This window comes from Gluconobacter sp. Dm-44, from assembly GCF_018256175.1.
Classification (GTDB): Bacteria; Pseudomonadota; Alphaproteobacteria; order Acetobacterales; family Acetobacteraceae; genus Gluconobacter; species Gluconobacter cadivus.
This window is the reverse complement of record NZ_JAERLZ010000011.1, coordinates 62,756-85,888: the sequence shown is the minus strand read 5'-3', so window position 1 is coordinate 85,888 and position 23,133 is coordinate 62,756. Positions and strand designations below refer to the sequence as shown.

The following is a 23,133-nucleotide window of genomic DNA, read 5'->3' as shown; positions in this document are numbered from 1 at the left end:
GACGTCAAAGCGCAGCGCTCATAAAAGCTTCGGAAATCCCGCGGCCAGATGATCGATAAACGCACGGACCGCTGACGCTCGAAATCGTCGTATCCGCCGGTATAAAGTTCCAGCTTTCCTTCCGTAACATGTAGGGTGAAGTCTACGGAATTGTTCAGAAGTTCGCGGTCATGGCTGATGATGAGCGCGGAATGGGGATAGCGGGCGAGGCGCGCTTCCAGCCATAAAGCGCCTTCGAGATCGAGATAGTTCGTCGGCTCATCGAGCAGCAGCAGATCGGGTTCGGCAAAGAGGGCAGCGGCGAGGGCTACGCGCATCCGCCAGCCACCGGAGAACTCGGCCATCGGACGGTCAAGATCCGCCGTGGAGAAACCCAGACCATTCAGGATTTCTGCCGCACGGGAAGGCGCACTGTCCGCATCGATTTCGATCAGGCGCATCCAAATATCGCCCATCCGCTCAGGATCGGCTGTTTCCAGCTCTGCCATGAGGGTCGCGCGTTCCGTATCGGCTGCGAGGATCGTATCGATCAGGCTGATGGGGGTGGCGGGATGTTCCTGATCCACTGTTGCGACACGCGCCGCACGTGGGATGACGATTTCACCGGAATCCGGCTGAAGTTCACCCTTGATGAGTTTGAAAAGCGTGGATTTTCCGACGCCATTCCGGCCAACCAGCGAAACCTTGGATGGGTTGGGAAGGTTCGCGCTTGCACGATTGAAGAACTGTCGTCCCCAGGCGTTGAAGACAAGGTTTTCGATCTGAAGCATGGGGCAGGATGGTCCGGTGGCGGGTAAAACAAGAGAGCCACGTCTATAGCAGTTTTACCGCCCCGGACAGGGACGAGGCGGATCTTTTCCGCCTCGTTGGAGTGTTAGTGAGTGTGAGTGGCAAGCCAGTCGTGGATCTGGCTCTGGGCTGCCTGAACGGCTTCTTTGCGGGCTGAAACGGCATTGACCGCATGAGCCGTGGCGATTTTCGCACCGGTTGTCATGCTGGAAGATGGGTCTTTCTGCAGTTCGGCGAGAATATCCGGATTGTTGGAATGGGCTGCGATGGCTGGAAGGAACCCGTCCTGTGACCAGGGGGCCAGATGCGTGCGGATTTCGGCTTCATGCTGGCGAACGAGCTTCCAGACGAGGTCCGGGTTTTCGCTGGCAGAGGCGATCGATGACAGGGCCATTGAAATACGACCGTTCGGGATAGCGCCGCTATAGGCCAGTTCAACATTGCGACGGATCAGATCAGGGTCCGTTGCGTTGGCGAGAGCCTGAAACAGACGCAGCTTGACTTCCGTGGCCTGCGTGTCGCGAACTTTTGTTGCCATGATGTCATAGGTTGCAGCATCGGCATGCTTCATCGCCAGAGCCGAGACCGTACCGACCAGATCGGGGCGCAGGGAGGCCGGGTTTTTGAGCCATGCCGCGAAACGGCGCTTGGCTTCTGCAAGGACTGCGGGATCGTTGAAGTTTCCAAGAGCCGAAATCACGGACGGACGAAGCATTGTGTCCAGCACGCTTTCATGCGGCTTCTGGTCCCAGCCCAGACGCTTCAGCACGGGAGCGAGGCGGCTGCGAGCATAGGCCTGGAATGCCGCGCGGTCCGGGCTGTTGATTTCATAGGTATCAAGCGTTTCCAGCTTACCGATGATTTCCTCAAGTGTGGCGATGTCGCTCTCATGCGCTGCCGTCAGTCGGTCCACGAGATCGAAATAGGAGGACAGGTTGCCATGACCGGCCCGGAACTGGGCGAACTGGTCGCCAAGAATATTGGCGCGATCCACCGGCGCAAATTTTGAAATCGAGGCGGCGATCGGTGCGAAAGCAACATCGTCGTAATGCACGCGGTAATAGCCGCTCTCGCCCAGATCGAGCTTGAGGGGGGCGTTGCAGCGGGGCAGGGTGAAGGTTACGGGTTCAGCGCCGAGGACCAGCTTTTTGGTCTCAAGTCCCGGACCGCCTGCGACAACCGGAATGTTCCAGATCAGGGCTTTCGCATTGGGATCGTGGATCGTGAAACGGCTCTGCGTCAGGGTGTAAGTTGTCTGGCCGTTCTGGCAGGTGGCGGCGACATTGACCTGCGGGATGCCGGGCTGTTCAGTGAAGCTGCGCGCCACCTTGCCGACATCCTGACCAGACGCCTGTGACAGGGCGTTCCAGAGGTCCTGACTGGTAGCATTTCCGTAAGCATGGGCCTTCATGTAGGCGCGCATTCCGTCACGGAAATGGTCTTCGCCAAGCCAGCCTTCCATCATGCGGATGACAAGCTCGCCCTTGCCATAGCTGATGCCGTCAAAGGCGGAATTGGCTTCGCTCACATTGTGGATGGTCTGCTGGATCGGATGGGTGGTGGACAGGGCGTCTGTCGCCATCGTGCTTTCACGAGTTTCGTGCTGGCGCGGCCAGATGTCCCATTCCGGGTTCATCTTGTCCGTCGCCTTGATTTCCATCCACGACGCAAAGCCTTCGTTCAGCCAGATATTGTCCCACCAGCCCATGGTCACCAGATCGCCGGACCACTGATGCGCCATTTCGTGTGCGACAACTTCATAGATCAGTTCGCGGGTGCGGGGCGTGCTGTTCTTCGGGTCGAACAGCAGGACGTTGTCGATATAGGTCAGCGCGCCCCAGTTCTCCATCGCACCGGCTTGATAGTTGCCGGGGATGGCCAGCATATCCATTTTCGGCAGCGGGTATTTGATGCCGAAATAATCGTTGTAATAAGGCAGGATCTTTTCGGCAGCGCCCAGAGCGTAGGTGCCCTGATTTTCAAGGCCGGTCGGTGCAAAGACGCGCAGAGGTGTGCCGTCTGCCTTGCCATCGACGGAGGCCATGTCGCCCGCCACCAGTGCCAGCAGATAGCTCGACATGCGCGGGGTCGGGGTAAAAGAGACGCGCTTTGTCTTTTCATCCTGCTGTGTCGTGCCGATGATCGGCATGTTGCTCACGGCGGCATATTCGAACGGGAGCGTCACGTTCAACTGGTATGTCGCCTTGAAGGCCGGTTCGTCCCATCCGGGGAACATCCGGCGCGCATCCGCTACTTCGAACTGTGTGACAAGCATCCGCTGCGGCTTGCCCTTGGGGTCTGTATAGTCGTCGACGTAAATGCCGTTGGGCGTTTTCAGGATCGGCCCGGAATACTTGATTGCCAGAGTGTGCATTCCTGCCGGAACAGGGGCCGGGAAGTGCAATGTGACCGTCTCTGCGGCGTCGTCCTGATGGATGACGGCTTTCTCGGAGTTGTCGAGCAGGGCGCTCGCCAGTTTGAGGCCCGCCTGATTGAGCGTGATATCCGCAGTCGGGGTCTGGACTTCGATCCGGATGATTTCGTCACCCTGAAGGGTCAGATGATCCATGTCGGTCGTCAGATCGATGACATAATCCGTCGGCACAACGGTCTTGGGAAGTTGCCCCGGTGTCGTGGCGAAGGAGAAGGTTCCTTCGGCATGCGCTGCAACCGTGAAGGGCAGCCCTGCCAGAAGGGTGGTAAGAACCAGAAGGCGACGCATGATATGCAGCTCCTTAAAATCAGTCGGACGGAAGAACGGATCAGGCCGTTCGTTTTTGTTACAGTTACGGTGGCATACCCCTGTCATGCTGGAAAGTGGCGTCCCCTTAAAACCTTGTCATCTGCCAGCCGAACGGAGCTCTTGACAGATTAGGGGCGGAAGGGCTTTTTTCCTGTCTGAAGGCAATGGATTCTGCCTGACCATTCATGGTCGAACCGCTTCGTCCGGAAGCTGATGATTCCTGTTTAGCGCCCTCTGTGGCACAAGACAGGAGACATGCGTCCGTCATGAACGACGTTCAGAACCAATTCCGTTTTTCCAGTATTCTCGATTATTGCCGGATGGGTGCTGTCCTCATCATGCTGTCAGTGTGTATCGGCAGCGTCTGCGCTCTGTTTCTGTGGCTTCTGGACGTCGTAACTGCTTGCAGGATCGCTCATCCGGTTCTGCTGTTCGGCCTTCCTCTGGCTGGGGTGGCGGTCGGGCTGTGGTATTTCTGGTTCGGGCGGGATGTGGAAGGTGGGGCGAACCTGATCGTGGATGAAATCCACGAGCCGGGGGCCGGGGTTCAACTCCGGATGGCGCCTTTCGTGCTTATTGCTACTGTTGTGAGCCATCTTTTCGGAGCGTCTGTCGGGCGGGAAGGGACCGCCATACAGGTTGGGGGCAGTCTGGCGAGTGCGACGGCGTGGCTGTTCAGGCTTCGCTCTTCGGAACGCTGCGCCCTGCTGGTTTGTGGCATTGCCGCAGGGTTTGGTTCCGTCTTCGGAACCCCAGTTGCAGGAGCGGTTTTCGCTCTTGAAGTTCTGACGTTAGGCCGGCTCGACTACCGGTTTCTTTTGCCCGCAGCCATGTCTTCCATCATTGCGGACTGGTCCTGTCGCGCCTGGGGAGTGCATCACGTTTTCTACCCTCTGATGTTTCAGGGAACACTGAGTGCCGATGGTACGCTATGGCACGTCAATCCTGTGCTGGCTGCGAAGGTTGCCGGTGCGGCTGTTGTCTTCGGCTGTCTGAGCTGGACCTTTGCCGAGAGCGTGCATCGTCTGGCGGCAGTTATGAAAACAGTCTGTCCGAGATCATGGCTGCGCCCGGCCATTGGTGGGATTGCGACCATTCTTCTGGTGATGGTCGTTGGGAACAGGGATTATCTTGGGCTGGGGGTTCTTCCGGCAGAACCCGGTGGAGCGTCCATTGTCAGCTTTTTCGGGCCTGAATTCTATCCCTGGTCCTGGTTCTGGAAGCTGGTGTTTACGGTTGTTGTTCTGGCGAGTGGGTTCAAAGGCGGGGAAGTCACGCCGCTGTTCTTTCTGGGCGCCGCGTCGGGAAATGCTCTGGCCCATGTGCTGCATATGCCGATGGACCTGCTCGCTGCTGTGGGGTTCGTGTCGGTCTTTGCTGGCGCGGCGAACACGCCTCTGGCCTGTACCTTGATGGGTGTCGAGTTGTTTGGAGCCTCGGATATCGCCTATTTCGCGATCGGATGTTTCGTGGCCTGCGCTTTTTCGGGAAAGACCGGCATTTACCTCTCACAGCGTGTCGGAACCATGACGCTGCGAGAGGCTCGGAGCAGAAACTGATCGTTTGTCTATGCCTTGCGTGACTGCCGCGTGAGGGCCATGAAAAGAGCTGCGGCCCAACCGATGATCGTCCAACCCAGCAGAACTGTCACCATTGCGATTTTTCTCTGATCGACAGTGTCGCGTTTGTACGCAATCAGGATCGGGAGAAGATAAAGAACCAGCCCGAGACCTAAGAGGATAGGAAATAGGGAGCCGGATTTGGTTGATTTGTCAGAAACGGCGGTATCGGAATCCGTTGTCGTGGGCTGGGCAACGGCGGATGACGAAGACACCGGCTTCTGGGGGGCGGATCCCGTCGGCGGGGGCGGTACGTTAGTCGAACCGCGATCTTCTCGAACCGAAGCAGCCTGTTCCGGCGTTATGTAGCCGGTCTGGACAAGAAAGGCCGAGAGGGCCTCGGGCAATGGAAGCAGTTCTTTTTCTTTGGCAGAACAGCCATGACCATTCTGTTTTTCTGCGGCGAGTTTGAGATCACATAAAGACAGGCCAGATCCGGCTTCTTTTGTGGATTGTGCATGAGCCAGCATATCGCGCCACCCTTCGGAGAATTTGCCCAGATTGGCCATGGTCGCGACCTCATAGGCCAGAAAGCCATTTGGCTCGAAACGGCCGGATCGTGTCCAGCTACGGCGTCTGTCAGCCAGATCTTTGGCAAGATAGTCCCGATAGATCGGATCGCGTGTCACATTTTCCAGAACACCGTCGTGATAACGCGAAATCACAACAGGTGATTCAGAACCGGCATGGGAGGCGAAAGTATAGAGGAAGGACTGATCGAAGGTCAGGATTTCCTGCTGTCCACTTCCGACGATATCCACAACCTGCGGTTCGCCATCGCCGTCCATCGCTCCCAGTTCGAGGTGCTGCCATTGCCCGTTTGAACGCAGATCGAAAATGGACGTGAGGGAGCAGCAATGCGCGCCCCCCGTATAAGCCGAGACCATGACCTGTGGGAACGGGGTCGACGCATCCAGCTGTCTAAAAGACATTCTGAGCTGCGTCATGCCGTCATCTTCCGTTCCATAGGGTGTAAGGGGAAAAGAAGATGCCTGTGCCTGCGTATCTCCGGGCGTGCGGAGTGTCAGGAAAGCCATGCTGCAAGGGGACGTCGGACTGGAATCCATATCGCCCCAGACGATCGGCACATTGCATTTTGCCGTGCGTCTGACGTCCAGCGACGCGACAACGCCCCGTGCAGAAAGCGTGACATGAGACCCCTTTTCCAACTCGGCATGAGCGAGCGGGAGGATTTCTGGCGACGCCGCTTTCGCGGAAGGTAAAGTTCCGGTTAACGCGGCACTTACCAAGGCGCTTGCGAGAAGTCGGAAGGTCGTGACCGCGGATCGTTTTCTTTTCGTATCATGCAATGTTTTGTCATCTCCGCAGTCGGGTAGTTCTGAAGTATCGCTAATAACGCTCTCAAACATTGGCAGTTTTTACCAGGCGTTTCCTCAACAGCAAGGAAACGTGATCAGTCATAAAAGAAATAACAAGAACCTGTTGCTGAAGACAGCTTTCTCAATCCGGTTTCAGGCGTCTGGATGAGTCTCCTTTTCCGGAGATGGGGATGGTAAAGATGTCGATCAGAACACAAATGTTTAGACTTCGGGCATCACTCGCATCGGTGTCCTCTTATCTCCCCGGCGCGCCGAAAGAGGGCGCGTATTCGCGAAGCTGCTGGGCGGATGAAAACCCCATTCGGGCAGACCTGTTCGGTATGGAGCGGATGCGGACGCATGCTCACAGTCTGGCAGTCTCCCATGCCCGGATCGGGTTTGGTACTCGTGGTAGCCCGCTCATTGCGCGTCTGAACGACAACGCGCGGGTGTTGCAGGACGCCAATATTGTCCTTTCCCACGCATCGGAGCAGGGAAAGCAGCTGACGCCAGCCGCTGAATGGCTGATCGACAACTATTATCTGATGGATATGCAGATCCAGACCATCAAGGTTGAGCTGCCTGTCGGATATTACCGTGACCTCCCCAAACTTGTGGATGGCGCGTTTGCCGGACTACCCCGCGTTTTCGAAATCGCATGGGCGCTGGTGGCGCATACGGACAGTCATATCAGCACGGAAACGATCCGCGAGTTTCTCGAGACTTATCAGCAGACCCAGCCTTTGCTGATCCGGGAACTCTGGGCCGTTCCGATCAATATTCGTATCGTTTTGATTGAAAACCTGCGGCGTATTTCACAAAAAATCAGCGCTGACCTGAAGGCGCGGGAGAGGGCCGATACTCTTGTCGATGCGCTGACGGAAAACGGGGGCGTCAATGGTCCGCAGACCATGCAGCTTCTCGCTGGGGTTGAGATCCACACGCTCTCGCGCGCTTTTCTTGTTCAGTTCGCCCATCGTCTACGGGGGCATGATCCGCAGAAAGACCCTGCTTTTCTGTGGCTTGATGGCGTGCTCCAGGAAAAAGGAACGGATCTGGAGACGCTCGTTCATGAGGAAATGCAGGAACAGGGCGGCCTGAACGCGACAATTCGTAACATTATCAACAGTATCCGGTTGATGACGACGACCGACTGGAACGATCTGGTCGAGGATGTCAGTCTTGTCAGTAGAATATTGGCGGCTCATGGCGAATTTGCCGGGATGGATCTGACGACGCGCCACCTCTACTGCCGGGCTGTTGAAAAACTCGCTAAAGGATCGCGGTTTACAGAGTGCGATATTGCCAGTCTGGCAGTTGCAAAAGCGCAGAATGCCCGTGTCGAGCAATCTGCGGAGCCACGGCGTGCTGATCCCGGATATTACCTGATTGCGGAGGGGCGTTCCGCTCTTGAGCAGGAACTGGGATTTCGCGCGCCGCTGCGGGTTCAGGTCGGGAAGATCAGTCGTCAGCTTGGCATTACCGGCTACAGTATTGCCGTTACGCTTTTGACACTTCTGCTGCTGGCAGCGTTTCTGTCGCTCATGAACGGTTATCTGCCGGGACGGGCATTCCTGCTTCTACTCGTTCTGGGATTCATCCCGGCATCCGATGCCGTGGTTTCCGGAATGAACCGTTTTCTGATGTGGGCTATTACGGTTTCAGAACTTCCGGCACTGGAACTCAAACAGGGTATTCCGGCCGAACTGAGGACGATGGTCGTAGTGCCGACCCTTCTGACGCACCGGCAGGCTGTCGGGGAAATGGTTGATCGGCTTGAAAAACATTATCTCGCCAGCCGGGATGGAGATATCTTTTTCGCGCTGCTGACGGACTGGACGGATTGGTCTTCCGAACACCGCGCAGGGGATGAAGACCTGCTGGAGCAGGCCGTACAGGGCATTGAGCGACTGAACCGGATCTATGGACGGACCGACGGGTCCGTTGATGGTGCTTCGAACCGTTTCCTGCTGCTCCATCGTCGTAGAAAATGGTCTGAAGGCGAAGGGAAATGGATTGGCTGGGAACGTAAGCGTGGCAAGCTGCATGAACTGAACCGTCTTCTGCGTGGGGCGCAGGATACGAGTTTCATGCCGCTTTCGGGGCAGCGGATTCCAGAAGGCGTGCGATATGTCGTAACGCTCGATAGCGACACGCGCCTGCCTTACGAAGTGGTCCGGCGTCTGGTCGGCAAACTGGCGCATCCTCTGAACAGGGCGAGTTTCGACCCGGAACGCGGGGCTGTCGTGGAGGGCTACGGCATCCTTCAACCACGTGTCACGCCTTCGCTGCCTAAGGCGCGAAGCAGCACACTGTTTCAGAGGGTTTTTTCCAGCCCGAACGGAATCGAGCCCTACACCGCCGCTGTGTCGGATCTGTATCAGGACATGTTTTCAGAAGGGTCGTTTGCCGGGAAAGGAATCTACGACATCGATGCCTTCGAGGCTGCGTTGGACGGACGGGTGCCTGAAGGAACGCTGCTGAGTCACGATCTGTTTGAAGGCGTCTTCGCCCGCGCCGGGCTTGTGACCGATATAGAGGTCATTGAAGAATTTCCGACGGACTATCTGGTTTCGGCATCCCGTCTGCACCGGTGGGCACGGGGGGACTGGCAGCTACTGCCATGGATTTTTTCATGGATGGGGTGGCTTCCGACGATCGGTAGACGCTCAACGCCCATGACGGGTATCGCGCGCTGGAAAATGCTGGATAACCTGAGGCGTAGTCTGTCCGCACCCATGGCCGTCGCAGCCCTGTTCGCAGGATGGATGCTGGGAGGACATGATGCCTTCGTCTGGACGATGTGCATTGTCGCAACCGTTGCCATTCCAGCCACTCTGCCGCTGGTGATTGACGCGTTTCGCGTCCGGCAGGGAGAGACGCTTGACAGTTATCTGGCCTTGCTCGGCACAGACCTGAAGCGGACTGTCCTGACCACCGCGCTCTGTCTGGTGTTTCTGGCCGATCAGGCCTGCCTGATGGGCGATGCGATCGTCCGAACGCTTGCAAGGGTGTTCGTCACGCGCAAGCATCTTCTGCAATGGGTAACGGCGGCGCAGGCTGCCGAGGCGCCGCGGGAAAGCCTGATGGGATATGTGCGCCAGATGGGAGGAGCCATCCTTCTCGGCGCTTTTGCCTTTGTTCTGATGCCTCTGATGGCGCCCCTTGTGTGGCTTGTGATGCTGCCATTTGCCTGTGTCTGGATGCTGTCGCCGGTCTTCGCGTGGAAGGCGAGCCAGTACAGTGTTTCTGCCCGCAGGCTTGAGGCAACCGCGGACGAGACGGCTGTTTTGCGCCTTCAAGGGCGGAGGACATGGAAGTATTTCGAAACCTTCGTCACGGAATCGGATCATTTCCTCCCGCCTGACAATTTTCAGGAAGAGCCCGCCGCCCTGCTCGCACGCAGAACGTCGCCCACGAATATGGGACTGTATCTCCTGTGCGTTGTTGCCGCGCATGATTTTGGCTGGATCGGCATGGCGGAAGCCGTGGAGCGGGTGCAAGAAACGCTTGCGACGATGGCACGCCTGCCAAAGTATCGCGGCCATTTCTATAACTGGTACAGCACGGAAAACCTTTCTGTTCTTGCGCCAGTGTATGTCTCGACCGTCGATAGCGGCAATCTGGCGGGCCATCTGATCACGCTGGGCCGGACCTTTATGGAATGGGAGCATAAGGGCCGTTCGCCTGACGGCTGGAGACCGGGCGTGCAGGACGCTCTGGCTCTGGCTCAGGAGGAACTGGCCGCTAGTGGCAATGCCTTGCGCACGAGCGGTATCGCGCAGGATATCCGGTCGTTGCTGCATGAGTTGCTGGAAAATGCTGCCGGACAGATTTTCGTCGAACAAAGGCTGATGGCTCTTGTCGCGCGTGCGGGAGAAGCAGTGCAGTCCCTGAACGGGACAAGGGGACAGAAAATGGCTGACAGGGATGTCGCTCTGACAGGAGGAGCCGAGAGCGTCCTGTTCTGGCTACAGGCTGCCCAGAACGCCATCCGCAGCGATCAGAGAGACGGCGCCACTGGACTACAGACAGCCAGATTGTTGCGGGAATTGGCCGAGCAGGCCCGGACCATGGCGCTTGATATGGAGTTCGGCTTCCTTCGTAACCGTGAGCGCGGGCTGCTGTCGATCGGATATGTCGTCAATGACGGTATTCTGGACGACAACTGCTACGATCTGCTCGCGTCCGAAGCGCGGCTTGCTTCGTTCTTTGCGATTGCGAAAGGCGATATTCCCGCCCGGGACTGGTTCCGGCTCGGGCGGCCTGTTGCCGCGGTCGCGCGGGGTGAGGCGCTTGTGTCGTGGTCGGGCTCCATGTTCGAATATCTTATGCCATCTCTGGTTATGGCAGCGCCGTTCGACAGTCTGCTGGAAGGGACCAGCAGACAGATCGTTAGGCGTCAGATCGAATATGGACAGGCGCGTGAAACGCCCTGGGGCATCTCGGAATCAGCCTATAACGCTCGTGATCTGGACTATAATTACCAGTATTCCAACTTCGGCGTGCCGGGTCTTGGGATGAAGCGGGGCCTTGCCCAGAACCTCGTGATCGCGCCCTATGCAACGGCGTTGGCCACTATGGTGAATGCCCGCAAGGCCGTGGCGAATTTCGCTCGTCTGGAGGCTCTCGGAGCACAGGGAACGTTCGGCTTTTACGAGGCTCTGGACTACACGAAAGAGCGTCTGCGGCCGGGAGAAAACCCTGCGATCATCCGTTCCTACATGGCGCATCATCAGGGCATGTCCATTCTGGCGTTTGCCGACACCATTCTGGATGGAATCATGCGCAGGCGGTTTCATGCTGAGCCTATGATGGGGGCCGCCGAGCTTCTGCTTCAGGAACGCGCGCCGATCGGCGGGGCCATAACGCGTCCGCTGAAGGAAGAGAAACTGCTCCCGCCACCGGCCTCTACGGGACAGGCTCCCGGTGGGCGTCAGATCACGCTGGATGTGGAGGCGTCTCCCGTCACGCATCTTCTTTCCAATGGCCACTACAGCGTTATGCTGACCGCCGCAGGCTCCGGCTACAGTCGCTGGAACGGGCAGGCGGTGACGCGATGGCGTGAGGATGGAACGCTCGATAACTGGGGATCGTATGTCTTTCTTCGGGATATCGGACGTGGCCGTGTGTGGTCCGCCGGTTTTCAGCCCTGCGGGGTTCCAGCGGATCAGTGCAGCGTCGAGTTCCGTGAGGACCGAGCCACCTATCTGCGGCAGGATGGCGAACTGACGACGACGATGGATGTGCTGGTCTCTGCGGAGGACGATGCGGAACTGCGTCGTGTTTCCGTCCGGAATACAGGTCTGGCGACTGTCGAGATCGAAGTGACGTCCTATGTCGAACTGGCGCTATGCCCGCCTGAGACGGACCTTGCCCATCCCGCTTTCGCCCGGATGTTCGTGCAGACGGAATATCTTCCATCGCAGCGCGCTATTATCGCTACGCGCCGTCGTCGCAGTCCGGGGGAACAGGAAATCTGGGCTGCCTGTCTGGTGGTTGGAGGCGGAACCCTCTCCATCGAGACGGACCGCGCACGGTTTGTGGGCCGAGGGCGCGATCTTCGGGCACCTCTTGCGTTGCAGGGAGCTTCGGAACTTTCGGGCAGTACCGGTACAGTGCTGGATGCGGCCTTCGCTGTGCGGTGCAGGCTGGCGGTCCCGCCACGGACCACCCGTCGGGTATCGTTCTGGACGATCGTGGCCTCGACGCGGGCGGCGCTGATGGACAGCATTGAGCGGCATCTGGATGCAGCAGATCTCGACCGTGCTCTGACGCTGGCCTGGACACATGCACAGGTTCAGTTGCGGCATCTGGACATTCGCCCCACTCAGGCGGATCTGTTCCAGAAGCTGGCAGGGTTCCTGCTCTATGCAGGCCCGACATTACGGGCCTCTCCTGAGCGGATCAAACGAGGAGCGGGGCGGCAGACCGATCTCTGGGGACAGGGTCTGTCGGGCGATCTGCCGATCCTGCTGCTTGTCGTGAGTGAAAGCGAGGACTTCGAGCTTGCCCGCACGGTGCTCAGGGCGCAGGAATATTTCCGGATCAAGGCTCTGGCCGTGGATGTGGTCATCCTGAACGAACATCCGACGTCTTATGCACAGGATCTTCAGCAGGCGCTCGAAACGCTCGTCAGATCGTCCTCGGTGGGCGGTGGGGCTGGGGGCGTCCATCTGCTGCGGGGCAGCCTGATGTCCGGTGTGGTGAAGGAGCTTCTGTTCTCGGCTGCGCGTGTGGTCCTCCCCGGAAAGGGAGGGAGCCTGCAATACCAGATCACCCTTGCGGAAACGATCCGGCAGGACAGGGCGGGTTTGGGGAAGGAAACGTTCTTCCGGCCTTACAGGGCTACGGGCGAGGCTCCAGCCCTCCCGGAACTTGAACTTTCAAATGGATATGGAGGATTTACGGCGGAGGGGACGGAATATGCCGTGATTCTGCAGGGACGTCGCACCACGCCGGCACCATGGATCAACGTGATCTCAAACCCACATTTCGGGTTTCAGGTCTCAGCAGAAGGAAGCAGCTATACTTGGTCCGAAAACAGCCGTGAGAACCAGCTCACGCCTTGGAGCAACGACCCTGTCAGCAATCCGCCGGGAGAGGCTTTTTATCTGTGTGACGAGGACAGCCGGGTTTTCTGGTCGCCGGTCGCGGCGGCCTGCCCTGATGAAACGGCGGTTCATGTCGCGTATCACGGTCGCGGTTACAGTCGGTTCGAGCGTGTCGCGGACGGCATTGCTAGTACGATGGTGCAGTATGTGCCACGGGAAGACCCGATCAGGATTTCAAGGTTGCGTCTGGTGAATCAGACCTCCCGGACGCGGACTCTGCGCGCAACGGCCTATGTGGAATGGGTTCTCGGGCGCTCACGGATGTCTGCCGCCCCCTTCGTGTTATCGGAAACCGATGCTGAAACCGGTGCCATATTTGCCCGGAATGTATGGGGAGATACCTTCGGCGATCGTGTGGCATTTGCAGATTTCGGAGGACGTCAGACATCCTTCATGGATGACCGGACGGCATTTCTTGGACGTTATGGAAGTCTGTCCGCCCCTCGCGCGATCGTCCGGGGAGCCGACCTTCCGGGTCTTGTTGGCGCGGGCGTCGATCCTTGCGCGGCTTTGCAGACGATCATCACTCTAGCGCCGGGTGAGGAGACGGACATCGTCTTCCTTCTGGGGCAGGGACAGAATGCCGAGCACGCCCGCAAACTGATTGCGCAATACCGGGCCGCGGATCTCGATGATGTTCTGGAGGACGTGAAACAGGGCTGGCGTTCTGTTACGGACGCACTTCAGGTCCGCACTCCGGATCGGGCCATGGACATCATGCTCAACGGCTGGCTGCTTTATCAATCCCTGTCGAGCCGCATCTGGTCGCGGGCCGGGTTCTATCAGGCGAGCGGCGCGTACGGGTTCCGTGACCAGCTTCAGGACGGAATGTCGCTTGTAACCTCCGCGCCTGCATTGGTCCGGCAGCATCTGCTGCGCGCGGCATCGCGGCAGTTTGTGGAAGGCGATGTCCAGCACTGGTGGCTGCCCCAGAAAGGCAATGGCGTGCGGACGCGCATTTCCGACGACTGCGCATGGCTGGCGTTTACTGTCGCGCATTATGTGCGGGTCAGCGGCGATCGGAGCGTTCTGGATGAGGAACTGTCCTTCCTCGACGCTCCTGTTTTGGCCAATGACGAGCACGAACGCTTCCTTCAGCCGTCAATGACGGAACAGCGGGCTTCGCTTTACGAACATTGTGCTTTAGCGCTCGACCACAGTCTGACATGGGGCGCTCATGGCCTGCCGCTCATGGGCACCGGCGACTGGAATGACGGGATGAACCGTGTCGGCGAAGCGGGTCGGGGAGAAAGCGTGTGGCTTGGCTGGTTCCTGTCCTCGGCGCTGAAGGCGTTCATTCCCCATGCGGAAGCGCGGGGCGATCAAGTCCGTCTTGAGAAGTGGCACCGAGCGCTTGAGGAACTCAAGACCGGGCTGGAAAATGCCTGGGACGGGGAATGGTACTGCCGGGCCTATTTTGATGATGGGTCGCCGCTGGGCAGTCATCTCAACAGGGAAGGGCGGATTGATGCAATTGCGCAGTCTTGGGCCGTGATTTCAGGGATCGGAGACCCTGAGCGTTCCCGTCTCGCCATGCAGGCAGTGCGGGAGCAGCTTGTGCGGCTGGACGACGGCATCATCATGGTCCTGACCCCGCCCTTCGATAAATCCGAACCTGACCCGGGTTATATCCGTGGTTATCCGCCCGGTGTTCGGGAAAATGGCGGTCAGTATACCCATGCGGCGCTCTGGACCGTCATGGCAACGGCCCTGCTGGGAGACGGCGCTACGGCCCATGCGATGTTTGCCACCATCAATCCGGTCCATCACGCCCGGAACGAGGCGGCAGCTGGGCGTTACAGGCTGGAGCCGTATGTCGTGGCGGCGGATGTCTATTCCGCAGCACCGCATGTCGGGCGTGGCGGGTGGTCGTGGTATACGGGCTCTGCAGGATGGATGCAGCGCGTGGGAACGGAAGTTCTGCTCGGTGTGCGGATCGAAGACGGCAAACTGTTTCTTTCGCCCTGCATTCCGCCGGAATGGCCGGGCTTTGAAGTAATGCTGTGCTGGAAGACAGCCACCTATCGGATTGAGGTGAGCAATCCGGATCGGATCAGCCGAGGCGTGTTGGAGATTCGGGAGAACGGGACACTGTTTGGAGGTGAGGAGCCGGTCGTTCTGACAGATGACGGGGCTGTCCATCTGATTGAGGTTGTCATGAAAAGAAATTGAAAAATCAGTCAGTTGCGCGGAGCGTCCTGATCCATTAACACCGGCCGCTCCCGGAACTGACGTCATGAGACCGGCCGCTTTTGAAATATTTTCTGTCTCTTCCCATTCTCTCCCTGATGTTTTCCATGTCGGCCGGAGCGGAGACATCTCCGTCCCTGTTCGCAGAAGGGCAGCCTCCGGCCATTCTGAGGGAAACGGCGCGGATCGGCACGGTTCAGCTCTGTAATTCGGGATATGCCGTTCTTGTTTCGGAAGCGACCAAAGGGCCGCTCTGGTCAGCCGAGGATTTAACGGAAGAAAATCTGGAAATTGCGGATCGCACGCGGCGGCAGGGCAATTTTTTCGCTGATGAGCGTCTTCCTCTCAGTATGCGCGCTACTCTGAGCGATTACCGGGCGTCACGCTATGACCGGGGGCATATGACTCCCAGTGGCGATGAAGCAGGCCTGACGGCGCAGCAGGAATCATTCCTGCTGTCCAACATCGTCCCGCAGACAGCGGAGCTGAATCGTGGCCCGTGGGAAGGCGTTGAAAGTGCTGTCAGGGGCTGGGCGCGACAGGAAGGCGAAATCTTCGTTGTGACAGGGCCGGGTTACGATCCGGATGATGTGCGGACAATCGGGCCGGGCCGTATTCCGGTTCCTGCCGTGACGTGGAAGGCGATTTACGATCCCGCAGTCAATGGCACGGGGGCGTATGTGTGTCTGAACACCCATCGTCCAACCTGCCGTATTACGAGCGTGGCGCTGCTGACGCAGTTAGTGAATATTGATCCTTTCCCGGCACTTCCGCCCGACATCAAGGATCATGTCAGCGCCATGCCGCCGATCCGGGAAACGCCTGAAGCTCTCTCGAAGCAGCCACAGGCGCGTGAATTGTTGCGGGAATGGGGGTCGAAGGCCGCACAGAAAGCCCTCAAGGCGCTGGTGAAAGCCCTTGTGCCCTGACTTGGAACTCTGCTGCTGAAAATAGGGCCGTATATTGTTGTGTTTCAGATTATGACTGTGAAGGTTTTGTGAAAAGCAGAAACGTCATAACTAAAAATTTATTAAATGGATTAAGGCAGGAGGCAGAATAACGGAATCCGGGATTTATGCTTCACTTTGACCCTTCCTCGGCAGTATCGCTTGTTGCGCTATGCCTCTGCTTTGTTCTGGTCTGCGTCTTTGAATTTGCCAATGGCTTTCATGACACGGCCAATGCTGTTGCAACTGTCATCTATACCAATTCGCTCAAGCCGACTGTCGCAGTGGTCTGGTCTGGGTTGATGAACCTCTTGGGCGTGATTCTGGGTGGCATTTCAGTTGCTTATGCGCTGGTGGAGCTTCTCCCGCCGGATGTGCTTTCGCCTCCAAGCGGCAATCCGGCTGTTCCGATGCTGGTGGCCCTTTTCGGCACCGCTTTGGCCTGGAACCTGATGACATGGTGGTTCGGGATCCCGAACTCCTCCTCCCATTGCGTGATCGGTTCGCTGGTCGGCATCGCGATTGGTGACTCCTTCGTTCACGCCCGCGAACTGGGACATAGCGTGGACTGGAGCCAGATCTGGAAAGTGCTTCGTGCACTGGCCGTGTCGCCTCTGCTGGGTTTTGTGGGCGCGCTCCTGCTGTATTTCCTCATCCGTTCGCTCGTGAAGATGCCGGAAATGTACAAGGCGCCGACGCCCGAGCAGAAGCCGAACCCGATCGTACGCGGCGTTCTGGTTCTGACCTGCACGCTCGTCAGCTTTTCGCATGGCAGCAATGACGGTCAGAAGAGCATCGGCCTGATCATGCTGACGATTATCGGCATCATGCCCGCAACCTTTGCACTGAACCCTGCCGCTCCTGTCAGCATCGAGAAGATCCGTCAGGACGCACAGCAGGCCCTGCCGCTGGTAACGCAGTATGACCGGTATTCTTTCAAGGAAGATGCCATCGCGTCGATCAACCGTCTGTCCCAGACGGATGGCCCTTCAGAGGTGCCAGCTGAACTGCGTGGCGATGTGTATCAGGTTCTGTCCGGCCTGCGGTCCGTTGCCGCCAATCCGGCTGCGTCCGATGCCGAGAAGAAGCAGGCTTCCCGCCTTGCATCCGAACTGCGTCCGACTGTTGAATACGCTCCGGGCTGGGTCCGTCTTCTGAGCGCGCTCTGCCTCGGGATCGGAACGATGGTCGGCTACAAGCGCATCGTCCGGACGCTGGGTGAAGGCATTGGAACGACGCATCTGACGCCTGCACAGGGCGCAGCTTCGGAAGTCGTGGGTGCAGGCCTGATCATGACGGCGGGTTATACCGGCCTTCCGGTGTCCACGACGCATATCATCACATCCGGGGTGGCCGGAACGATGGTGGCTGCGGGATCGGGCATCAACAAAAAGATGCTGAGCAAGATCGTGATGGCCTGGTTGCTGACACTGCCTGTGACGGTCTGTGTCGCGGCGACGGTGTTCTACCTTCTCGCCTGAGACCTCTTCATCAGAGGCCGGAGCGTTTCTGCTCCGGCCATGACGACAAAGGGACGCGGTCTGATCGCGTCCCTTTGTCGTTTCAGGGTTGCGATTTCACAGTGCCCGTTCCTGCATCAAGAAACAGAGGATCCAGTCTGGGCTTGCGACTGAAATCGAACAGGTCCTCGAGAGAATTCGCGTCCGCATCGAAAGAGCCTTTGCCCAGTCTTTCGCCCTGAAGCCAGTTATCTTCAATGAAACGGGGGATGGAGGACTGGGTCAGGAAGGTATGGCTGACATAGTTTGTGCGCGCCCAAGGCGACAATACCAGCAGGGGAATCCGTGTCCCCGGTCCGCACCGGCCATTCACCTCAGCCCCGCCGACACCTTGAGGGCGCGATGCTGTGCCGCAATGTCCCGGTCCGTCCAGCTGATCGACTTCGGAATCGGCGGATCCATGACGGGGAGGGACGAAGGCGTGGTCGTACCACCCGTCTGAATCGTCGTAAGCGATAAAAATAGCGGTATCGCGCCATTCCGGACGCGTCTGGATAAAATTGACGAGTTCAACCACGCCCTTCTGTTCATCCAGCGGGTCCGAATAGCCCGCATGAGCGTCCTGCCAGGCTGGCATTTTTACAAAAGAAACGGCGGGGAGGTTTCCTGCTTTTGTCGCAGCAAAGAAGTCCTGAAGATCGTACTCGTGGTTGGCGGGGTCCGGCTGGCCGTTGTCCGGGCGCATGCTGTGTCCGATCGAGGCTGTGGAAGATGGCCGTGCATGTGTCGGATTGGACGTGCTGGCGTAATACTGGAACCAGTTATGGTGCGGGATGTAGTCCGCCACGATCTGGCTGACGGTTGGTGAGAGCGTTTGGCGCTGGCACCCTGTCGAGCCATCGGGATTGTGGAGTGAAAGGTTGAAGCCTCCCATGAAGCCACCCCAGGTGATTCCATGTTTGTTGAGCAAATCCCCGATATTCGGCCCGGTCATCCGCACCTGATTGTTGGGCGTGGAGCACACGTCGTCTGCGGGATCGATGTCGTTGATCATGGTCCAGCCGCCTTGTCCGTCTCCGACATAAGGCGATGCGGCATGCAATGTTGAAGGCTTCTGGGTCGTGGTTTTGATCTGCAGACCGTTGGTCTGGCCGGAGACGACCTCCAACGCACCGGGCGTGGAAGGGCCGTATGTGTCCGTATAGGTCGCATCGCTCATGGCGAAACGCTGTGCATAGCGCCACATTGCCGTGACGGTATTGCCGTCGAAATAGCCCATGACCTCGCCTCTGGTGCCAAACGCCCCAACACCGCCGGGCAGTCCGCGTCCTGTATAGCGTGGGAACAGGTCGGACCGTCCGTGATCGTAGGCCCGCTGTTCGGCCGTGTAGCCATGGTTCTGATCAGCAGTGGCGGCCTGTGTGCGATCCAATCGGAAGGGAAGGGAGGCGTCCCGACCGTTGGCCAGAATCGTGTTGGGATTATGCCTTAGCAGGTCTGCCGTAGCGAGCGTATCAACGCGCGGTGTGTCTGCTAAAGGATGGAATTTAGGCTCACCCGCAAGGTTGGCAGCCTTCGGATATGTTCCAAAATAGTGATCGAACGAGACGTTTTCCTGATAGATCACGACCAGATGTTTGATCGGGGTTCTGGTCGGAGGGGATGTTTCGGCTGCGTGAGCGGCGAGAGGCCACATCAGACACAGACCGATCGTCGCAACAGGAAGACGCAAAGGAAAGTTCGTCATCAAAGAGTGGTCCGCCGCTGAAAATCCGGAATTCGGAGCTTTCCTAGCGGCAACACCGACTTCCGATGAAGAAACTTATTTGAAGATCAATGTTCTGATCTGAGGCGTTTTAGTCTCAGGCGCCAGCAATTTGCAGAGCCAACTGGGCCATACGGATAGCTCCCTCGCGGCTCGTTGCGCCGCAGATGAAGCGGGCAGGATGGGCAAAGACGGCGTCAGACACACCAGAAACGGCGGCCAGTTTGTCCCGCTCCAGACCGCCCCAGGCCTCCGGCAGGGAAACGCGCTGGCCGAAATCGCCACGGACGGGCGGAACGGCCTTGACGTTCCACTGCTCCGGTCCTGCCGGAGAGACGACATACACAACCGGCAGGTCACGCTCGAAAATGACCTTTTCCGTCGGCATTCCCGTTTCCATGACAAGAATGCGCTTGTCTTCAGCGCTTTCATAAGCCGCAATCACGCGGTTTGTCGCTTTGAGGCTGGCACGGATGCGGTCCACGATATTGACCAGATGCGAGGCGACGGCTGTGGCGGCATTGGCGAAACCGAGGGACTCCCGTGCGCGGGCTTCTTGCTTGCCGTAAAGCTCCGCCGTATCCCAGGGCGGGCTGCACGCCGAGACGATGTCCGCCAGCGAGAGCTTGCCCATCTTGACCACACCATTGTCATCCTGATCGATCGGCAGGATCAGGGATTTGTCGAGGCTCTGCCAGATCAGGTCCACGGCGGCGTCATCGACCGGCGTGTTCAGGATATTGCGAATAGCCGCGTGACCATAATCCTTCCACAGGAGGCCAGCCGCGCTATAGGGCGTGCCGTCTTCACGAAGGGGCTTGTCCTTCATGTGGTGGTCGTAACGGCCATGGGGCGGATCATAGAGGCCACCGACGTCGAAAACGATATCGGCTGATTTGATAACGTCCGGATTACGGGTCCGGATAAACGTCAGGCGATCGGCGGATTTTTCTTCCAGAACACGCGCACGAAGATCCCCCTGCGGAGCGAGGGCGTAATGCAGGATGACATAGCCCATGGTCTCGTCGACATGAAAGTTGCCAGAATGGGTCAGTGCCGTGACAGGCGCTGTGCCGTTTTCGAGACCAATGGGGGTATGGTTAGACATCTTGGGAACCTACCGACAGGAAAAGGGAACATGTTGGCCCCTTTCATGCCGCAGGGCAGCCCGGCAGACAACCTCGCTGCCGGCATTGGTTTCTCAGCCGACCCGATGCACGGCGCAGAGCTTGTTGCCATCTGGATCGCGCAGATAGGCCAAGTACAGGACGCCCATTCCAGTGTGGCGGATGCCGGGCGGGTTTTCGATGGCCTTGCCACCGTTTTCGACGCCAGCCTTGTGCCAGGCGTCCACCTGTTCGGGGCTGCTCATGGCAAACCCAACCGTTCCGCCATTCGCGCCTGTGGCCGGTTCACCGTTCAGGGGCTTCGTGATGATCAGACGCCCACCGGAATGGGCATAGACAAGCCGACCCTTTGCATCGGGTTCGGCGGGCGTACAGCCGATGACACCAAGCGTTGCATCATAGAATGCTTTGGAACGAGCAATGTCGTTGCTACCCAGCATGATGTGGCTGAACATGAAAAGACTCTCCTTGGTGAAAGGGGGTAAGACGAAACTGCCTGTCCGCAGGATCAGTCGATATTGATGTTACGGATTCCGCCGGGAATGCGCGTTTTGGAACCGCGCGGGACGAATGAAAGCCCGGTCGTATTGTAATCCGGGTTCTCCGCCATCGCCTGAAGGGTCATGTCGTCACGCACGTCCAGCGGGCGGCTATGTCCCTTGTTTTCTTTGCGAATGGCGGCGGAACAGAATTCTGCGGCAGCGGCGAAGGGGCGGGCATTGCCGTTGGCCCCGCTCACCATCTGCTCCCGGATGCATTTGCTGTCAGTATGGCCTGTAACCCACGGAGCAGAAGAACAGGACGCAAGCAGAAGAACGCTGGAAAGAAGAAGGTAACGCATGAAGCAGAGCCTACTCGTGGCAGGGAACGGGATAAAGCATAGGCCCGGTAGAACCTGAGTGCTTATTGGATCGCTCCTTGCGAAAAGGTCAATGCCCTGTTTGGTCCTGATCGGAATGACATCGGTCAGGACCAAATATTTATTTAGCGTGTTGCTGGCAGACCAGTCGTCAGGTTTTCGAACTGCTCTGGATGCTGGGACGTCGTGACGTCCCCGACGGGTTTCGGGTGATGCAGATTATCATACTGCAATGGCGTAATGGACAGGGTCTGGTCCATTGTGGGCAGGTCGCGGATAGTCCAGCCGCCGCCGAGGCTGCGGATCAGGTCCACATCCGCGTGGTACAGGCGGGTTGCGATCTCGACCTGATGGATGCGGCTTTCCAGTGTGTTTTCCTGACTGAAGATGGCCTCAAGATAGGTTCCGACGCCGCCCTGATAGAGCGTCATGGTCATGTTCTGCGTGGCGAGATTGGCTTTGACAGCCTGTTCCAGCGCCGCGTTTTCTTTGGTCAGACGTTCGGTCAGGGACAGCCCGTCTTCCACTTCGCGGAAGGCCGACAGAACTTTCATACGATAGTCGTCGCGGGTTTCGCGATAGGCCGACCATGTTCTTTGAAGCTCCGCCCGGCGTAGTCCGCCATCGAAGAGCGGCATGTCGAGCGTTGCGCCATAGGTCCACAGCGAGTTGGCAAGGTTGGCCAGATCGAAACCGTTGGCGGAGAACCCACCATTCAGGCGCAGGGCGATATGCGGATAGAAAGCCGCGCGTGCAATGCCGATTTCACGATTGGCCTGTGCCATTTCGCGCTCGGAGGAGGCGATGTCCGGACGACGCTGGAGCAGGGTGGAGGGAACGTCCGTGGGGATCGTCGGCTGGACGAAATGGAACTGCGGGCTGGCCGGGATGTGGAAGCTCGACGGTGAACTGTTGGTCAGCACCGCGATGGCATGTTCCGTAACCTGCCTTGCGGCCTGAATGTCCAGACGCGCTGCCTGCGTTGTATAAAGCTGGGCCTGTGCACGTGCCAGATCGAGGCGGGGAGCGGCCTGGTTTTGGACCTGATTTTCAGTGATATGAACGGCCCGCTCATAATAGCCGATGGACTGCGCATAGATCGCATCCTGCGCATCATAGCCGCGAAGCTGGATATAATCGCGGGCAAGCTCGGCCTGTGTGCTCAGGCGCGCCATCGCGAAATCGGCCGCACGCTGCTGAGCGAACTGTTTCTGTTCGCGGACGCGGTTGCGGATAGACGACCAGAAATCAGGTTCCCACGACGCCAGACCGCCATATTCCTCTTCGGTCTGGGTCAGGGTCGCACCGTTGCGGAACAGGCGGTCAGCGGACTGCTTGTTGTCCGATGCACCAGCTTCGAGGCTGACATGCGGCAGCAGTTCCGAACGTGCGGCCACGACGAGGGCGCGGGCCTGAATGAAGCGTTCGGCTGCGGCCTGAATGTCGCCGTTATCCGAGGTGGCGCGGGCTTCAAGATCGTTCAGCAGCGGGTCCTGAAACATGGTCCACCAGTTGGTGGGCAATGCTGTATCCGCGGGTGTGGCCACGGCAAATGGCGCCTGCCCCTGCCATGAGGCAGGGACGACAAGGTTCGGAGCCTTGTAGGTGGGCGCCAGATCGCACGCGGACAGACCGAGCAGCGACAGGGCGGTGCCGCAGACCAGACCGGGGCGGCGGAGGCGGGAGAAGGATGGGATCATC

General features: G+C 58.4%; 12 protein-coding genes and 1 riboswitch. Of the genes, 4 read left to right on the top strand and 8 right to left on the bottom strand.

The window, feature by feature from the left end; translation table 11 throughout:
* On the bottom strand, positions 1-770 hold a 770-nt coding region (locus JK213_RS12660; RefSeq protein ID WP_211571734.1), incomplete at its 3' end, for an ATP-binding cassette domain-containing protein.
* Between the two features lie 104 nt (positions 771-874).
* Positions 875-3,511 carry a M1 family metallopeptidase gene (locus tag JK213_RS12655; protein WP_228125565.1) on the bottom strand — a complete coding sequence of 879 codons (2,637 nt, stop codon included), beginning with the start codon at positions 3,509-3,511 and terminating at the stop codon, positions 875-877.
* Positions 3,512-3,683: 172 nt separating this feature from the next.
* Positions 3,684-3,762, top strand: a riboswitch (Fluoride riboswitch).
* A gap of 36 nt (positions 3,763-3,798) precedes the next feature.
* On the opposite strand from JK213_RS12655, the gene JK213_RS12650 reads away from it, so the two are divergent.
* Positions 3,799-5,091 carry a voltage-gated chloride channel family protein gene (locus JK213_RS12650; protein WP_194262890.1) on the top strand — a complete coding sequence of 431 codons (1,293 nt, stop codon included), beginning with the start codon at positions 3,799-3,801 and terminating at the stop codon, positions 5,089-5,091.
* An 8-nt stretch (positions 5,092-5,099) separates the two neighbouring features.
* Here JK213_RS12650 and JK213_RS12645 read toward each other — a convergent pair whose 3' ends face one another.
* A complete protein-coding gene (locus JK213_RS12645) occupies positions 5,100-6,461 on the bottom strand; it encodes a superinfection immunity protein (RefSeq protein WP_194262889.1) in 1,362 nt (453 codons plus the stop codon).
* Between the two features lie 194 nt (positions 6,462-6,655).
* Here JK213_RS12645 and JK213_RS16130 point away from each other — a divergent pair, with 194 nt between their 5' ends.
* The 3 genes from JK213_RS16130 to JK213_RS12630 all read left to right on the top strand — a co-directional run bounded on the left by JK213_RS16130 (position 6,656) and on the right by JK213_RS12630 (position 17,702).
* Positions 6,656-15,256 carry a GH36-type glycosyl hydrolase domain-containing protein gene (locus tag JK213_RS16130; RefSeq protein WP_408869901.1) on the top strand — a complete coding sequence of 2,867 codons (8,601 nt, stop codon included), beginning with the start codon at positions 6,656-6,658 and terminating at the stop codon, positions 15,254-15,256.
* Between the two features lie 125 nt (positions 15,257-15,381).
* The gene (locus JK213_RS12635; RefSeq protein ID WP_228125564.1) at positions 15,382-16,203 is read left to right on the top strand and encodes a DNA/RNA non-specific endonuclease; all 822 of its coding nucleotides are present in this window, start codon (positions 15,382-15,384) and stop codon (positions 16,201-16,203) included.
* Between the two features lie 146 nt (positions 16,204-16,349).
* Positions 16,350-17,702, top strand: coding sequence for an inorganic phosphate transporter (locus JK213_RS12630; RefSeq protein ID WP_194262887.1), 1,353 nt, complete (start codon positions 16,350-16,352; stop codon positions 17,700-17,702).
* Positions 17,703-17,784: 82 nt separating this feature from the next.
* On the opposite strand, the gene JK213_RS12625 is transcribed toward JK213_RS12630, so the two are convergent.
* The 5 genes from JK213_RS12625 to JK213_RS12605 form a co-directional block, all read right to left on the bottom strand.
* On the bottom strand, positions 17,785-19,428 hold the full coding sequence (locus JK213_RS12625) for a phospholipase C (protein WP_194262886.1): 1,644 nt from the start codon (positions 19,426-19,428) through the stop codon (positions 17,785-17,787).
* A 115-nt stretch (positions 19,429-19,543) separates the two neighbouring features.
* Positions 19,544-20,554: an MYG1 family protein gene (locus tag JK213_RS12620; protein ID WP_194262885.1), complete on the bottom strand. Its 1,011-nt coding sequence runs from the start codon at positions 20,552-20,554 to the stop codon at positions 19,544-19,546.
* A 93-nt stretch (positions 20,555-20,647) separates the two neighbouring features.
* Entirely contained in the window at positions 20,648-21,028 is a 381-nt protein-coding gene (locus JK213_RS12615; RefSeq protein WP_194262884.1) for a VOC family protein, read from the bottom strand.
* A 53-nt stretch (positions 21,029-21,081) separates the two neighbouring features.
* Complete coding sequence (locus JK213_RS12610; protein WP_194262883.1) at positions 21,082-21,414, bottom strand: hypothetical protein; 333 nt, start codon at positions 21,412-21,414, stop codon at positions 21,082-21,084.
* Positions 21,415-21,557: 143 nt separating this feature from the next.
* On the bottom strand, positions 21,558-23,132 hold the full coding sequence (locus JK213_RS12605; protein ID WP_194262882.1) for an efflux transporter outer membrane subunit: 1,575 nt from the start codon (positions 23,130-23,132) through the stop codon (positions 21,558-21,560).
* Position 23,133: the final 1 nt, after the last annotated feature.

Coding starts and splice junctions, on each gene's coding strand:
- JK213_RS12650 (WP_194262890.1), top strand. CDS start 3,799: ATGAACGACGTTCAGAACCAATTCCGTTTTTCCAGTATTCTCGATTAT.
- JK213_RS12625 (WP_194262886.1), bottom strand. CDS start 19,428: ATGACGAACTTTCCTTTGCGTCTTCCTGTTGCGACGATCGGTCTGTGT.
- JK213_RS12615 (WP_194262884.1), bottom strand. CDS start 21,028: ATGTTCAGCCACATCATGCTGGGTAGCAACGACATTGCTCGTTCCAAA.
- JK213_RS12630 (WP_194262887.1), top strand. CDS start 16,350: ATGCTTCACTTTGACCCTTCCTCGGCAGTATCGCTTGTTGCGCTATGC.
- JK213_RS12635 (WP_228125564.1), top strand. CDS start 15,382: ATGTCGGCCGGAGCGGAGACATCTCCGTCCCTGTTCGCAGAAGGGCAG.
- JK213_RS16130 (WP_408869901.1), top strand. CDS start 6,656: ATGGGGATGGTAAAGATGTCGATCAGAACACAAATGTTTAGACTTCGG.
- JK213_RS12655 (WP_228125565.1), bottom strand. CDS start 3,511: ATGCGTCGCCTTCTGGTTCTTACCACCCTTCTGGCAGGGCTGCCCTTC.
- JK213_RS12620 (WP_194262885.1), bottom strand. CDS start 20,554: ATGTCTAACCATACCCCCATTGGTCTCGAAAACGGCACAGCGCCTGTC.
- JK213_RS12610 (WP_194262883.1), bottom strand. CDS start 21,414: ATGCGTTACCTTCTTCTTTCCAGCGTTCTTCTGCTTGCGTCCTGTTCT.
- JK213_RS12605 (WP_194262882.1), bottom strand. CDS start 23,132: ATGATCCCATCCTTCTCCCGCCTCCGCCGCCCCGGTCTGGTCTGCGGC.